Origin of the sequence: Microvirga zambiensis WSM3693, assembly GCF_016735695.1 — a bacterium.
In the GTDB taxonomy this organism is placed as follows: domain Bacteria; phylum Pseudomonadota; class Alphaproteobacteria; order Rhizobiales; family Beijerinckiaceae; genus Microvirga; species Microvirga zambiensis.
The window spans coordinates 1-14,290 of record NZ_JAERQD010000096.1; the positions used below are offsets into that span (position 1 = coordinate 1).

Here is a 14,290-nt window from a genome sequence, read left to right on the forward strand (position 1 = left end):
TCTTTCGGGGCCTGCAAGATATTAACTTGCTCAACGGAGCGGCCCGTCCACGTTTTGACAGCCTCGACCACAGCCAGACGGCCTAACTCGTACCACATTGTGCCGGTCAGGTCTTCCGGACAAGCGCGTGGGCTGGCAGAGTTCGGCTCACTTTGTCATCAGACGTGTCCGACTACTGGTTTTGGAAGATAATTCTGCTCCAACTCAGCCACGTCTTCCGCCGTTAGCCTGAGTTCAAGTGCCTTAATTGCATCTTCGAATTGGCGCGGCTTGGATATGCCGACGATGGGGGCAGCTACGCCGGCGCGGCTAGCTATCCAGGCATAGGCAATTTGAGCCATCGGCCGATTGTGACGTTCCGCAACCGTTTTTAGGGCAGAGATGACCGCGTCGTCAGCTGCCTTTGTCCCACCATAGAGGGCGCGCGCTGTCCCATCCGTGTGGCTGCGCGTGGTCTCCCCTTCAACCCGTCCCGCTAGCCGGCCCCGCGCTAGTGGGCTCCAGGGCACGACACCGATCCCCTCGCTTAGGCAGAGTGGCAGCATCTCCCGTTCCTCTTCGCGGTAGATGAGATTGTAGTGCGGCTGCATGGAAACGAACTGCGCCCATCCGTGTTGGCGCTGCATGCCAAGCCCCTTCATGAACTGCCAAGCATGCATTGAGGAAGCTCCAAGATAGCGCACTTTGCCCGCGCGAACCACGTCGTTCAACGCATCCAATGTTTCTTCGAGGGGAGTATCGTAATCAAAGCGATGCAATTGGTAGAGATCAATGTAATCAGTACCGAGACGTTTGAGGCTCCCATCGACGGCTTCAAAGATATGCTTGCGTGACAAGCCGCGATCATTTGGATCGCCGCTCATCGGATTATATACTTTAGTCGCGATCACTAGTTTGTGGCGTGGCAACAGTTCAAGCAACACTTTCCCAATAATCTCTTCGCTCTTGCCGAGCGAATACATGTCAGCGGTATCAAAGAAGTTGATTCCAAGATCGACTGCCTGCCGCAGGATCTTGGCGCTGTCATCGAGCCCCAGCACCCAAGGCGCCCAATCGCTTGACCCAAAGGTCATGCAGCCAAGCGCAAGACGCGATACTTTCAGGCCACTGCTGCCAAGGCTGACATATTCCATTGGTACACCTCGTCAAGTTTGATCGGCAGTATGCCGCAATTTCTGTCTTGCCGAGGGATTAAAATGGAAATTTTGTAGGCATTCAATGGGCTGGCTGTGAAATTTTGCAAAAGCTCCCATGGGGGATTGCCAAACGGAAATCTCCTGTTACGGTCAGTGTATCAATCGGATGATACACGCATGTTCACCATTGACGCGTCCAGTATTGACCGATCCCTGCCCGTTCCGGTGGGGAAGCAACTGTATGGCCTGCTAAGTTACGTACTTTCCTTCGGCGACATGCCGAAGGGCGCTAAACTGCAGTCCGTGCGTCAGCTCGCGGCGGAACTGGACATCGCGCCGATGACCGTGGCCGAGGTCTACAAGCAACTCCGGTCCGACGGGCTCGTCGAAATCCGCCCTGGTCTTGGCGCTTTCACCGTCTACGAACCGCGTCGTGGTGAAGGTGTGATTGCACCAGCAAGTGCGCTCAGCGCCGATATCGATAGTCTGCTAGAGAAGGCCGAGGCGCTTGGCGTTTCGCCGATCAGTCTTTCCTCAATGGTACAGGCGCAAGCGAAGCTCCGCAAACCACGCGTCCATCTGAACATCATCTTCGTCGGTATATTCGAGGCGCCAGCACGTGACTATATCGAGCAGATCCGCCCGACACTTGCTGCCAATGACGTTTTCACGCTTTTGACCTTCGGCCAGCTCCATGAGAGCGAAGAAGCGCGCATTCAATGCCGCGATGCTGATCTTGTGCTCACGTTCGTACATCGTGAAGTTGAGTTGCGCGGCCTCGTGCCGGATGCCAATATCCTGTCTATCCGCTTCATTCCGTCTGAGGGTACTCGTCAAGCACTGGCATTGCTTGATCCGCGCACCCGCGTTGCGGCCGTCACGCAGCTCAAGGATTACATTGCTATCATGCGACCTAGCGTGCGCGAATTCGCTCCGCATATTTCCGACATCACAGTCGCATGGTCGTATGCCGACGACTTGGCCAATATCATCGCCCGCTGCGACGTGGTGATCTACGCCTCCGGTGCAGATCACGTTGCCGATCTCGCCGGCGCCAACAAGCGCTGCTTCGAATACCGACATTCGCCGGATCCAGGCGTACTCGAGAATCTGCTTGCACCTGCACTCGCTGAACTGCGCCACAACAAGATCGCCGACGCCGAGCGCCTGGTAAAGGTGGCCAATATTGCGTCACGGAGGACCAAGAGGCGCTGACCGCATAAGCTAACCAATGAACCAAAACCGATAAGGGAACAGACATGAGCAAAGCACTCTCGATCAAATCAGCCGCCCTTCTAGTAGGATTTTCTTTCACTGCTTTGAGCGTGGCGCATGCCGCGACCATCACGCTCGGCACAGATGTCGATGCAGGCACGCTTGATCCGCGACTTGCGCGAGATACAACGGCCTACCGCGTCGCTGACCTCATCTATTCCGGTCTGGTCCATCTGACGCCCGGCTTGGAAGCCAAGCCCGACCTCGCCGAAAGCTGGGAGAATCCGAACCCAACCACTTGGATCTTCAAGCTTCGGCCAAACCTCAAATTCTCCGATGGCAGCCCGCTGACGTCAGCCGACGTGGTATTTACCTTCACCACTATCCTGAATAAGGACTTCAACGCGCCGCAGCGTGCACTTTATACACCAATCGCGGCGGTGGAAGCTGTCGATGAGCACACGGTCAAGTTCACGCTTTCGGCGCCTTACGCGCCCCTGCTCAGCTATCTCGACATAGGCATCGTGCCGAAGACCTTGGTCGAAGGCGGCGCTGATATCGCACTGAAGCCGGTCGGGGCCGGTCCTATGAAGTTCAGCTCCTGGACTCGCGGCAGCGCCATCGAACTTGCGCCGAACCCGAATTATTGGGGCGAAAAGCCGAAGGCCCACAAGGTGGTCGTGAAAATCATCGGCGACGGCTCGGCCCGCGCGCAAGCCTTCGAGGCGGGCGACCTGGATATTATCCAGTCACCGCTCGCGCCGCAGGACATCAAGCGTCTGCAGGAGGACAAGCGGTTCGGTGCCGTCGTCCAGCCGGGCCTTGGCGTAACCTATATCAATTTCAATACCAAAGACTCGCTGCTTTCGAGCCCAAAGATGCGGCAGGCCTTCTCGATGTTGATCGACCAAAAGACCATCGTCAATGACATCTATCAGGGTGTCGATGCGGTTGCCTCCTCGATCATCCTGCCTTCGTCCTGGGCCTATTCGAAGGATATCAAGCAGCCGGGCTTCGACATCGAAGGCGCCAAGAAGCTTTTCAAAGAGGAGGGCTGGGCCGACGCCAATGGCGACGGGATTCTCGACAAGGGCGGCAAGCCGCTGAGCATCGTGCTGTCCACGCATAGCGAAGACAGCAACCGCGTCCAGACAATCGAGTTCATGCAGGCGAACTTCCAGGCCGCCGGCGTCGACGCTAAGACGCAGATCAGTGACTGGCCGACGTTCTCCACCAACTATGTGCAGAAGTCGCAGCATCAGATCGCCTTGCTCGGCTGGCTGAATATCGTCGACCCGGACCGTCTGCTGTTCGCACAGCTGACCACCGGCGGCTCGACGAACTGGGGCGCCTATTCCAACCCGGCGGTCGACGACCTGCTGAAGCAGGGCCGTTCGGCGACCAACCAGGCTGACCGTACCAACGCCTATCAGAAGGCCGCGACGATCCTGGCCAGCGATCTGCCCTACTACATCGTTTCTTACCAGGGCTATCAGCTCTTCTATTCCAAGAAGCTGCCCTTCGAAGTGCAGGCGACTCCACGCGGTAATATGCGCGGTCTGATCGGTCTCAAGGACTGATGAGCGCGGGCTGAACAGTCGATAGCGGGCCGGTTCGGCCGGCCCGCTCCTATGACCGGAATTGCAGTTCCAGGATAAACCGATGGCTTTCTCACAGCGTCTCGGCGCGGACTTCTATGCCAAAATCCAGACGGAAATCCGCAAACGGATGGCGGCTGAAGGCATCGATCTGCTGCTTCTCGATTCCAATGATGACGTGATCTACACGACCGGCTTCTCGCATTACACGACCGAGCGTCCTGTCGTCTTTGCGATCACTGCATCGGATGCCTTCCTGCTGCTTCCGGAGCTGGAACGCACCCACGCAGTCCATCAGCACATTGCTGCCGAGCCGATCGTCTATTTCGAATTTCCCGGCATCGATCCATGGAATGCCGTGCTCGGCCGCAAGTTCGCTGGCTTCAAGGGAACCGTCGCCTATGGCCAGGCGATCTCGCTTGCCCGGGTGAAGCCGATCGAAGGCTCCTTTCCGAATGCGGAGCGGGTGATCCCGAGCGAGATCGTCCAGCAGATGCGGCTCCGGAAACATCCCGAAGAGATCGCGCTTCACCGCGAGGCCGCCCGGCTTTCCGACCGCATGGTGGAAGCCGGCGTCGAGATGATCCGTGAGGCGATGCGTAAGGGCGGTACGCTGCCGAGCGAGGTGGAGATCGAGTCCTACGTCTCCCGCGATGCAATGCGCACCATGCACGAGGAGCATGAGGACGTCATGCTGGTGCAGGGGCTGGCGAGCGGGCTTGTCTATTCCGGCCCGCGATCGGCCTTCCCGCACGGCATGCCGACTGGCCACCCGGTAAAGATCGGCGAAAGCATCATCCTCTCACTCGGCTGCCGGGTCGGCGCGCGTGCCTCGGAGAGCGAGCGTACCTTCTTCATCGGAGAACCGTCAAAGCTTCAGGAACAGCATTATTCTGTCGCTTACGAGGCGCAGCGCATGGCGACGGCGGCTCTGATCGCTGGGCATACCTGCGCTTCCGCCGACGATCTGGCGCTTGCTTATATCCGCGAAAGCGGCATGAGCAAATATCTGCTGCATCGTGTCGGCCACGGCATGGGCATCATGTTCCACGAAGCGCCTTGGGTGGAAGGCGGCGACCAGACCATTCTGGAGCCGGGCATGATCACATCTAGCGAACCGGCGATCTTTGTGCCGGACTTTGCCGGGTATCGCATCGCCGACACCATTCTGATCACGGGCGAAGGCCCAGATAGCTTGACACTTTACCCCCGTAAAATCGAAGACGTCATTATCGCCTGAGGTTCGAAAATGAGTTTCAGCCAACGTCTCGCACCGGAATTCTTCGAGCGCCTGCATTCCGACGTTCGTGCTCGCATGGCGGAAAGCGGCATCGGCCTTCTGATCCTCGATGCCGCTGATGATGTGCTCTATGCGACCGGCTTTTCCTTCCGCCCGAACGAGCGGCCCGTAGCGCTGGCGCTTACCGCCACGAATGCAATTCTGCTAATTCCCGAGCTCGAACGCGAGCATGCCGACCGGCAGGACGTGGCGGCCGAAACGCTCGTCTATTTCGAGTTTCCGGGCATTGACCGCGCCTTTTCGCTGCTTGCGCGCACGGTCGGCGCAATCAAGGGCGATGTCGCCCATTCCTTTGGCATTTCGGTCGGTCGGGCGGCAGAACTCGCTGGCCTGTTCCCAAACAACCGTGTCGCGCCGACCGATATTGTCACGAAGATGCGGCAGGTGAAGTATCCTGAAGAACAGCGGCTGCATCGCGAGGCGGCACGGATCTCCGACGCCATGGTGCAGATCGGCGTCGATCTCGTCACGGAAGCCTTTCGGGCCGGCAAGCCGCTACCGAGCGAGATCGCGCTCGAATCGCATGTGGTACGCCATGCACTCGACATCATGGAGAGCGAGCACGAGGATATCATGAACGTGCCGACGCTGGCTGGCGGTCTCGTCTATGGGGGACCGAACTCGGCCTATCCGCACGGCATCATTTCCCACCGGCGCATCCAGCCGGGCGAAAGTTTCATCCTTTCCCTCGGTTGCCGTGTGGGTGGTCGTTCAGCGGAAAGCGAGCGTACCTTCGTGCTTGGCGAGCCTAGCAAGGACCACGAAAAATACTACTCAATCGCCCAGGAGGCGCAGCGGCTCGGGACTGCGGGCCTTGTTGCTGGGCGCAGCTGTGCGTCCGCCGACACCGCAGCACTCTCCTATATCCGTGAACAGGGCATGACGCCCTATCTCAAGCACCGTGTCGGCCACGGCATGGGTGTCGCCTTCCACGAGCCCCCATGGGTTGAGGCTGGCGACGAGACCATTCTGCGCAAGGGCATGATCTGCTCGAGTGAGCCCGCGCTCTATGTACCTGAAGTTGGTGGCTTCCGCCTCGCCGATACCATCTTGGTGACGGAGAAGGGTCCGGAGTCGCTGACTAAATTCCCCCGCCGCTTCGAGGAGATTCTGGTGTCATGAGCTCCGCTCCGGCACGCACCAGGGGAGTTTGCCTATGATAGCCTATATCGCCCGCCGTCTTCTGCTGCTCATCCCTATGGCGCTCGGCATGGTCGTTGTCACCTTCGGTTTGCTGCTACTGATTCCTGGTGATCCGGCGTCCGTTCTGCTCGGTCAGGAAGCTTCGCCGGACGCGATCAACAACTTGCGCAACACGCTTGGCCTCAATGATCCGTGGTATATCCGGCTAGGTGTATATTTTATGCATCTGCTTCAAGGTGACATGGGCCGCTCGATTTTTCAGAACCAAGCGGTCTCGGAAATCATCGTTGGCCGGCTTGGAGCAACAATTGAGCTTGCAATTGTGGCGCTAATCTTCGCCTGTCTGATCGGCATTACGCTCGGCGTAATCGCCGCGACCCGGCAGGGTTCACTCATCGATACAATCTCGATGGTCTTTGCGCAACTTGGCGTTTCGATGCCAGTCTACTGGCTTGGCCTCCTCCTGATGCTCCTGTTTGCCGTAACGCTTGGCTGGCTGCCAGCGATCGGTCGCGGCACGCCACTCCTCCAAGCGACCGCGGCGGCGCTGACTGGTCAGCCGCACGTACTCCTCGACAGTTTCGCCCACATCCTCCTGCCGGCGCTCGCCCTCGCGGCAAACTCGGCGGCGATCATCTCCCGCCTGGTACGGGCCTCCATGCTTGAGGTGCTACGCGAGGATTTCGTCCGTACCGCTTATGCCAAGGGGCTTCGCCGCCAGCGCGTCATCATCCGTCACGCATTTCGAAACGCGTTGCTGCCGGTGCTGAGCGTTATCGGCCTGCGCTTTGGCGCCTTACTCGGCGGCGCGGTGCTGACCGAGACCATCTTCGCTTGGCCGGGGCTCGGCCAACTCACCATCACGGCGATTTCGCAGCGCGACTTGCCGCTCATTCAGGGCATCGTGCTCACCTTTGCGATTATCTTCGCGCTGGTAAATCTCGTTGTCGATCTTCTTTATGCGGCTGTTGATCCGCGCATTCGTTTGGGTTGAAGCTCATGATGTTACCCAAGCGTTTCCGGAACATCTCCCTCATTCTCGGCACTCTAATCGTGCTCACAATCGTCATCTGCGCCGTCTTCGCTCCTTATCTTTCGACACATGGCATAGAGCAGATGGACATGCGCAACCGCTTCTCTGGCCCGACGCTCACCCATTGGCTCGGCACCGACAATTTCGGACGAGACCTCTGGTCGCGACTGATCTTCGGCGCGCGCGTTTCGCTGACGATCGCCTGCATTTCGGTTGCTGTGTCGTGCAGCATCGGCACGGCGGTCGGGCTTGCGGCCGGTTATTTCGGGGGCTGGACGGATCTGATCCTGATGCGGATCACCGACATCTTCCTCGGCTTTCCAGCGATCGTGCTGGCGCTTGCCATCGTTGCGGTCCTTGGTCCCGGCATGGTCAATGTGGCGCTTGCCATTATCGTCGTCGCTTGGACGGAGTATGCGCGGGTGGTGCGCGCCACGACGCTGATGCTGCGCGAGCAGAACTACGTACAGGCCGCCAAGGCGATCGGAGCCAATCCGGCTCGCATTCTGTTTAAGGAAATCCTACCAAATGCTATGGGTCCGATCATCGTTCTCGCTTCGCTTGGCTTCGGTACCGCGATCATCTCGGAGTCGGCGCTCAGCTTCCTCGGTTTCGGCCTGCCTCCGCCAACACCGACATGGGGCTGGACGCTTTCCTATGGCACCCGCTTCATGCGCGACGAGCCATGGTTGGCGATTGTTGCGGGTGCCTCGATCATGGTGACCGTGCTTGGGTTCAACTTGCTCGGCGATGGCTTGCGCGACGCGCTCGATCCCCGCCATCTATCCCGCTCGGCCGGCAAGAAGAAATAGGAAACACTTCGGATCAATACGACAAGACGCTGAAAGGAAACGTCCATGGTCAAGTCAATCAACAAGCTCCGCCACAAATTTACCACGCATGCGGACGGCAGCGATGCCGTGATCTTCATGCACGAACTCGTGGGTGAGCGGGACGGACCGACCGTCGGGATCTCCGCTTCGATCCACGGCAACGAGAATACCGGTTCGCAAGCGGTCCTCGACCTGTTCCGCATCATCAAGGACATGCCGCTCGTAGGCCGGATTCTTCTGTTGCCGGTCGCGAATCCGCGATCGTTCGCCGTCAATCATCGGCACAACCCGCTCGATCAGATGAATCTCAATCGTGAATTTCCGGGCGACCCGCGGGGCACCTACAGCCAGCAGCTAGCGGATGCGTTGGCGCATGAGTTCTACGCCAAGATCCATTATAATCTTGACCTGCATTCTGGCACGGATCGGCCAACGGTCGACTATGTCTACATATGGAACGACGAGCCGCTGTCGCGCGCTTTCAGTTCGAAGGTCCTCTACCGCCCGACCGCCGGCAAAGCTGGAACAGTCTATTCCGGTACCAGCAAATCCGTCTCAATGGATCGCCACGGTACCAAGGTGGTGACGATCGAACTCGGCGGCGGCATCGTCGACCAGACGCCTTACGTCAAGCGTACCGTCGACGGCCTGCTAAACCAGCTTCGCCTGATCGGCTCGATTGAGGGCGAGGTGAAGCCGAACCCCAAACAGGTCGTAGTCACCGAACTTGTCGGAATCCGGCCGAAGCATGGGGGCTGGCTTGAACCGCTGTCGCCGGCAAACGGCGAAATCATCAAGGGCGGTTCGTTGCTTGGCCGTGTCGTCAGCCCCTATGATTTTGAGACGATCGAGGAAATCCAGACGCCGTTCGAAACCGGCATCATGGTCATGCAGCATCTGACCCGCAACCTCGTCGAGGCCGGCGATTATGGCTTCATGGTCGGCAATATTGAAGGCTCGACCGACTGACTCTTCGGCGTCCTAAACGGATGCATGGTTTTGTACTGGAAAAGACGATGGAACCTGCACTAGCCGTCAGCAATCTGAACGTCGAGATTCTCGGCGAGAATGGGGCATTCCCTGTCGTCTCGGAGATGAGCTTTTCAGTCAACCCCGGCCAAACGATCTGCATCGTCGGTGAGAGCGGCTGCGGCAAGTCGATGACCGCCCTGTCGCTTCTGAGGCTTCTGCCAGAAAGCGCTCGGGTCGCATCTGGCTCGATCAAAATCCATGGCGAGGAATTTCTCGCCATGGATCAGCGCAAGATGGAGGATTTTCGGGGCGATAAGATTGCCATGATCTTCCAGGAACCGTTGACGGCCCTGAACCCCGTTCTGACGATCGGCGAACAGATTTCCGAGTCGGTTCGCCAGCACCGCAACGCTGGCAAGCGCGAGGCCTTCGCCCGGGCCGTCAAATGCCTGGAACTGGTGCAAATGCCGGATCCGGAGCGCCGCGCTCGCCAATATCCTCACGAACTTTCCGGCGGCATGCGGCAGCGGGCAATGATTGCACTTGCACTCGCCTGCGAGCCTAAGATCATCATTGCAGATGAACCGACGACCGCGCTCGACGTCACGGTGCAGGCGCAGATCCTCGGCCTGATCTCGGATCTGCAGAAGCGGCTCGGCATGGCACAGATCCTGATCACTCACGATCTCGGCGTCGTCGCTGAAACTGCCGATCGGGTCATCGTCATGTATGCCGGCCGTCGGGTGGAGGAGTGTAGCGTCTATGAACTCTTCGACAACCCGCTGCATCCCTACACGGTCGGCTTGATGGGCGCTGTGCCTCATCGTGGAGAAGCGGCGGCTAGCCCACGACGGTTAGCCGATATCCCCGGCACAGTGCCCGCGCTATGGGACTTGTCGAAGGGATGTGCCTTCGCGCCGCGCTGTCCCGGCGCATCGTCCCGCTGTTTCGAGGAGCGCCCGCCCTTCACTGAAAAGAAGCCCGGTCACTTCGCCGCCTGCTGGGAGCATGATCATGCGTGATACCGCCGAATTTATTGCTCCTGCCCCACTTCTTTCGGTCGAAAACCTCAAGGTGCACTTCGCTATCCGCGCAGGTGTCTTTCAGCGGCAGGTTGGTGAGGTGAAAGCTGTTGATGGCGTGTCCTTCTCAATTGGTGCCAGCGAAACCCTTGGCCTCGTCGGCGAAAGCGGCTGTGGCAAGTCGACGACGGGTCTGGCGCTGATGGGACTCGTGAGGGTGACGGATGGCCGCATCGCCATGAAGGGTGCGCTGGACGTCACGTCGATGCGCAACGTGCCGCGCTCGCACCGACGCCGCATGCAGATCATCTTCCAAGACCCCTTCTCCTCGCTGAACCCGCGTCAGAGAGTGCGTGATATTATCCGTGCGCCGCTCGACGTTCACCGAATCGGTACGATGGAGGAGCGGCAGGCGGAGGTGGCAAAGCTCATCTCGCTGGTGGGTCTTCGCTCCGATCAGGCCGATAATTTTCCGCACCAGTTTTCCGGCGGGCAGCGTCAGAGGATCGGCATTGCCCGGGCCCTCGCGCTGAAACCCGATATCATTATCTGTGACGAACCGGTCTCGGCCCTCGACGTTTCGGTGCAGGCGCAGATCCTCAACCTGCTCGCCGACCTGCAGAGCGAGCTCGGTCTCTCCTATCTCTTTATCTCGCATGATTTGGGCGTGGTGGAGCATATCTCGCATCAAGTGGCGGTCATGTATCTCGGCAAGATCGTCGAGACGGGGTCGAAAAAGGCTATCTTTTCCAAACCGCTGCATCCCTATTCGGAACTGCTGCTTCGCTCGGCACCGTCGCACGATCCACACCACCGGCATCAGTTCAGCGCCGTCAGCGATGATATCCCGAGTGCGACGAGAAAGCCGTCTGGCTGCGCTTTCCACACCCGCTGTCCATTGGCAACCGATATTTGTCGGCAGGTGGAACCGCAACTTGAGACGAAGGCGGACGGCCAATCCGTTGCCTGCCACCATCGATAGGAATTTCAGGATGACCGAAGATCTGATCGGGCTGCTTGCAGAACCGGGCCAGCCAGATTCCTTTTTCGAGGCATTGGATACCGTGCTTGCCGCCCGCGTCGGTCATCGTCTGCTGACGCTTCTCTACAAGGACGGTGACGAGGTAGCGCGCATCTATTCCACCATGCCGGATGCCTATCCTGTCTTCGGCCGCAAGCCAATGGGCGTTACGCCCTGGGGCGATCTGGTGCTGCGCCGGCAGGAACCCTTTCTCGGTCGCGACCGCGACGCGGTCAAATGGGCGTTTTTTGACCACGAACTGATCGCGAGCCTCGGTCTCAATTCGGCGATAAATATTCCGGTCGTCTATGACGGAGAAACGATCGGCACGATCAACCTGCTGCACGAGGAGTATTTCTACACGGACAAGCATGTCCAGATCGCGAAGAAGTTTGCGCCTCTGCTGATCCCTGCCTTCCTCGAAGCGCGCCGTGACGGCAGCAAATCTAGAGCTTGAAAGGGAAAGACCCGTGCCCACCATTCTCTTCGAAAACGCCTGTATTGTCGATGGAACGAGTCCCGAGCCGAGCGAGCCGATGTCGGTTCTGGTCGAGGGCGACGCAATCCGAGAGGTCTCGCGCTCGATCGCCTGCAGGGAGGCGGAACGTATTGATCTTTCCGGCAAGGTCCTGATGCCTGGCCTGATCGACGCACATGTGCATGTGATCGCTGGCATGGCGAACCTTGGCCAGAATGCAAGGCTCCCCGATCCCATCGTCACTGTGCGGGCCTTCAAGATCATGGGCGAGATGCTGATGCGCGGTTTCACCACCGTGCGCGATCTCGGTGGCGCGACCTCCGGTCTGTTAGCCGCGACGCAGGAAGCACCCTGGCCGACGCCACGGCTCAACATCTGCGGCAAGGCGCTCTCGCAGTCCGGCGGCCATACGGACTACCGCGGTCCCTACGACGATCAGCCGGCACCGAAAACCGGTCATACACTCGGTAACCTCGGCCGCATCTGTGACGGCGTGCCCGAGGTGCGCAAGGCGGCCCGCGAGGAACTGAAAGCCGGGGCGAATTTCATTAAAGTTATGGCGAACGGCGGAATCGCCTCTCCGACCGATCCGATCCATTTCCTCGGGTTTTCACGCGAGGAACTGATCGCCGCCGTCGAGGAAGCGGAAAATGCAGGCACCTACGTAGCCGCTCACCTTTATACGGATAAAGCGATCGGCCGGGCGATCGAATGTGGCATCCACTCCCTGGAGCACTGTAATCTAATCACCGCTGAGACGGCAAAATTCGCCGTCGAGAACGGCTGCGTCTCAGTACCGACGCTCGTCACCTACGAGAAACTCGGCGTCGAAGGCCCGGCGCTCGGCCTGCCGCCCGCCTCCGTCGCGAAGGTGAATTCGGTGCGGCTTGCCGGCATGGAGTCGCTTTCGATCATGCGCGATGCCGGGCTGCCGATGGCTTACGGCTCCGACCTGCTCGGCGAGATGCACCGGCATCAATCCGAGGAGTTTGTGATCCGCTCCCGCGTGATGCCTACCCATGAAGTGATCGCGTCGGCGACGCATATCGCGGCGAAGCTGCTAAGGATGGAAGGTTTGATCGGCTGTATCGCGCCTGGAGCTTTTGCCGACCTAATCGTTGTCGATGGCAACCCGCTCGACGACATGTCGCTGCTAACGCACCAGGGCGCCCATATGCCGATTATTATCAAGGGTGGTAGTTTCGCCAAGAGCGGGAGTTAAGGTGATGGAACTGGGAGGAGAGTTGGCGGCGATAACGGCCGGCCTTGACCTACTTTATCGTAGCACCAACCGTGGCGCTGGAATTCTGAACACCGAAGGACTGATACCGGTTGCTGTTGCAGAGATCGAGCCAAGAACATTCGACAGCTACGAAGAGGCGGAGGTTGCGCTTCTGTCGTTGCGAGATCGCCTCTCACAAGCCGAGACGGCGCTGCGCCGGGATTGGCTCGACGAAATGTCAGACTCGCTGCTTGCCCTGATCGCTACCTTCCGCGGCGATCCCATTTCATTCGCCGAGAGACTGGAGCGGCAAATTCGCGTTGCTGCCTGCGACATACCCGATGAAATAATTACCGACTATCACAAAGGCATTCGCCAGGCGCTGGACGAACTGGGCTTCCGAGGCGGAAACCTTTCCGAAGATTTTGCACGATGGGAGAAACAGGCCCGGATACCGGAGAGCAAGGTCCTCGACGTGCTTGCAGACTTTCAGCGGCAGGCCCGAAACCGATGCGGTAGGCTCGCAAGCGCATTGAAGGCCGATTGGCTGGAGCGCGAATGGATCGCGCCTGTTGCTCAGCGCGACGTGCCCTATTCAGCTTATTGCGACTTTCCGAGAAGGCAGGTGCTTCTGAATGTGGGATATCCATACACGGCGTTCAGCCTTAAACACTTGGCAGTACATGAAGCCTTTCCGGGCCACCTCGTTCACTTGAAGCTGCGCGAAAGGCGTGTGGCTGAAGGCCTTATGCCGCTTGATTCGGCTCAGGTTGTCACCAGTTCAGCAAGTTCGGCGCTCTTCGAAGGCATCGCTGATAACGGCCTGCAATTTCTCGACTGGATTGAGACGTCGGAGGACCATCTCGGTCTATATCTGCAACGACTTCGTTCAGCGCTGAGGTGCCGCGCCGCCTGGAAGGTGCTTGGAGAAGGCCGCTCCATTGATGAAGTCGTCCCGGGTATCGCGGCCGCTTCTCTGCAAGCGCCTGATGTTACACGATCCCGCTTAGCCTTTCTCAGCCACGGCCTGCGTGCGCCCTTCGTGTACGCTTACTGGTGCGGAGAGATGGCAGTCAATGCGGTCTGGTCTACAACGACGGCGCAAGAACGAGGCACGTTCTGGGAATATCTTTACGGCAACATGCACACGTCAAATACATTAGCGCGGCATTGGAACAACCCGGTCCCTTGATGGGGCTTGAACCATCGCGGTGTTTGCGGAATGAGGTTTCCTAGCTAGATGCCGGTGAAGGTACACTGGTTGCACCGAGGTACTTAGCTGAGGTCGAGTTGACCGAATGGACGAGGGACAACATC

At 58.9% G+C, this 14,290-nt stretch carries 13 protein-coding genes; 12 read left to right on the top strand and 1 reads right to left on the bottom strand.

The window, feature by feature from the left end:
• Positions 1-158 precede the first annotated feature (158 nt).
• Positions 159-1,133 (bottom strand): aldo/keto reductase, encoded by a 975-nt coding sequence (locus JKL46_RS31875; protein WP_201842213.1) that lies wholly within the window; start codon positions 1,131-1,133, stop codon positions 159-161.
• A gap of 180 nt (positions 1,134-1,313) precedes the next feature.
• Between JKL46_RS31875 and JKL46_RS31880 the strand changes: the two genes are divergently transcribed.
• The 12 genes from JKL46_RS31880 (at position 1,314) to JKL46_RS31935 (ending at position 14,165) form a co-directional block, all read left to right on the top strand.
• A complete protein-coding gene (locus JKL46_RS31880; RefSeq protein ID WP_201842215.1) occupies positions 1,314-2,351 on the top strand; it encodes a GntR family transcriptional regulator in 1,038 nt (345 codons plus the stop codon).
• Between the two features lie 44 nt (positions 2,352-2,395).
• Positions 2,396-3,931, top strand: a complete 1,536-nt coding sequence (locus JKL46_RS31885) for an ABC transporter substrate-binding protein (RefSeq protein WP_201842217.1) — start codon at positions 2,396-2,398, stop codon at positions 3,929-3,931.
• Positions 3,932-4,013: 82 nt separating this feature from the next.
• Positions 4,014-5,189, top strand: coding sequence for a M24 family metallopeptidase (locus JKL46_RS31890; RefSeq protein ID WP_201842219.1), 1,176 nt, complete (start codon positions 4,014-4,016; stop codon positions 5,187-5,189).
• A 9-nt stretch (positions 5,190-5,198) separates the two neighbouring features.
• Positions 5,199-6,371, top strand: coding sequence for a M24 family metallopeptidase (locus tag JKL46_RS31895; protein WP_201842221.1), 1,173 nt, complete (start codon positions 5,199-5,201; stop codon positions 6,369-6,371).
• A gap of 34 nt (positions 6,372-6,405) precedes the next feature.
• Positions 6,406-7,386 (top strand): ABC transporter permease, encoded by a 981-nt coding sequence (locus JKL46_RS31900; RefSeq protein ID WP_201842223.1) that lies wholly within the window; start codon positions 6,406-6,408, stop codon positions 7,384-7,386.
• 5 nt (positions 7,387-7,391) lie between these two features.
• The gene (locus JKL46_RS31905; protein ID WP_201842225.1) at positions 7,392-8,237 is read left to right on the top strand and encodes an ABC transporter permease; all 846 of its coding nucleotides are present in this window, start codon (positions 7,392-7,394) and stop codon (positions 8,235-8,237) included.
• A 117-nt stretch (positions 8,238-8,354) separates the two neighbouring features.
• Positions 8,355-9,227 carry a succinylglutamate desuccinylase/aspartoacylase family protein gene (locus JKL46_RS31910; protein ID WP_246529678.1) on the top strand — a complete coding sequence of 291 codons (873 nt, stop codon included), beginning with the start codon at positions 8,355-8,357 and terminating at the stop codon, positions 9,225-9,227.
• 47 nt (positions 9,228-9,274) lie between these two features.
• Positions 9,275-10,252, top strand: a complete 978-nt coding sequence (locus tag JKL46_RS31915; RefSeq protein WP_201842230.1) for an ABC transporter ATP-binding protein — start codon at positions 9,275-9,277, stop codon at positions 10,250-10,252.
• Positions 10,245-11,234 (top strand): ABC transporter ATP-binding protein, encoded by a 990-nt coding sequence (locus tag JKL46_RS31920; RefSeq protein WP_201842232.1) that lies wholly within the window; start codon positions 10,245-10,247, stop codon positions 11,232-11,234. Before JKL46_RS31915 ends, JKL46_RS31920 begins: the two co-directional genes overlap by 8 nt.
• On the top strand, positions 11,215-11,730 hold the full coding sequence (locus tag JKL46_RS31925; protein WP_343074170.1) for a GAF domain-containing protein: 516 nt from the start codon (positions 11,215-11,217) through the stop codon (positions 11,728-11,730). Before JKL46_RS31920 ends, JKL46_RS31925 begins: the two co-directional genes overlap by 20 nt.
• A 13-nt stretch (positions 11,731-11,743) precedes the next feature.
• The gene (locus JKL46_RS31930) at positions 11,744-12,973 is read left to right on the top strand and encodes an amidohydrolase family protein (RefSeq protein ID WP_201842234.1); all 1,230 of its coding nucleotides are present in this window, start codon (positions 11,744-11,746) and stop codon (positions 12,971-12,973) included.
• A 4-nt stretch (positions 12,974-12,977) separates the two neighbouring features.
• Positions 12,978-14,165, top strand: a complete 1,188-nt coding sequence (locus tag JKL46_RS31935; protein WP_201842237.1) for a hypothetical protein — start codon at positions 12,978-12,980, stop codon at positions 14,163-14,165.
• The last annotated feature ends 125 nt before the right edge of the window (positions 14,166-14,290 follow it).

Bases quoted from the DNA above. Each gene is read 5' to 3' on its own strand.
- JKL46_RS31900 (WP_201842223.1), top strand. From the start codon at position 6,406: ATGATAGCCTATATCGCCCGCCGTCTTCTGCTGCTCATCCCTATGGCG.
- JKL46_RS31915 (WP_201842230.1), top strand. From the start codon at position 9,275: ATGGAACCTGCACTAGCCGTCAGCAATCTGAACGTCGAGATTCTCGGC.
- JKL46_RS31910 (WP_246529678.1), top strand. From the start codon at position 8,355: ATGCACGAACTCGTGGGTGAGCGGGACGGACCGACCGTCGGGATCTCC.
- JKL46_RS31885 (WP_201842217.1), top strand. From the start codon at position 2,396: ATGAGCAAAGCACTCTCGATCAAATCAGCCGCCCTTCTAGTAGGATTT.
- JKL46_RS31890 (WP_201842219.1), top strand. From the start codon at position 4,014: ATGGCTTTCTCACAGCGTCTCGGCGCGGACTTCTATGCCAAAATCCAG.
- JKL46_RS31895 (WP_201842221.1), top strand. From the start codon at position 5,199: ATGAGTTTCAGCCAACGTCTCGCACCGGAATTCTTCGAGCGCCTGCAT.
- JKL46_RS31935 (WP_201842237.1), top strand. From the start codon at position 12,978: ATGGAACTGGGAGGAGAGTTGGCGGCGATAACGGCCGGCCTTGACCTA.
- JKL46_RS31875 (WP_201842213.1), bottom strand. From the start codon at position 1,133: ATGGAATATGTCAGCCTTGGCAGCAGTGGCCTGAAAGTATCGCGTCTT.
- JKL46_RS31905 (WP_201842225.1), top strand. From the start codon at position 7,392: ATGATGTTACCCAAGCGTTTCCGGAACATCTCCCTCATTCTCGGCACT.
- JKL46_RS31880 (WP_201842215.1), top strand. From the start codon at position 1,314: ATGTTCACCATTGACGCGTCCAGTATTGACCGATCCCTGCCCGTTCCG.
- JKL46_RS31920 (WP_201842232.1), top strand. From the start codon at position 10,245: ATGCGTGATACCGCCGAATTTATTGCTCCTGCCCCACTTCTTTCGGTC.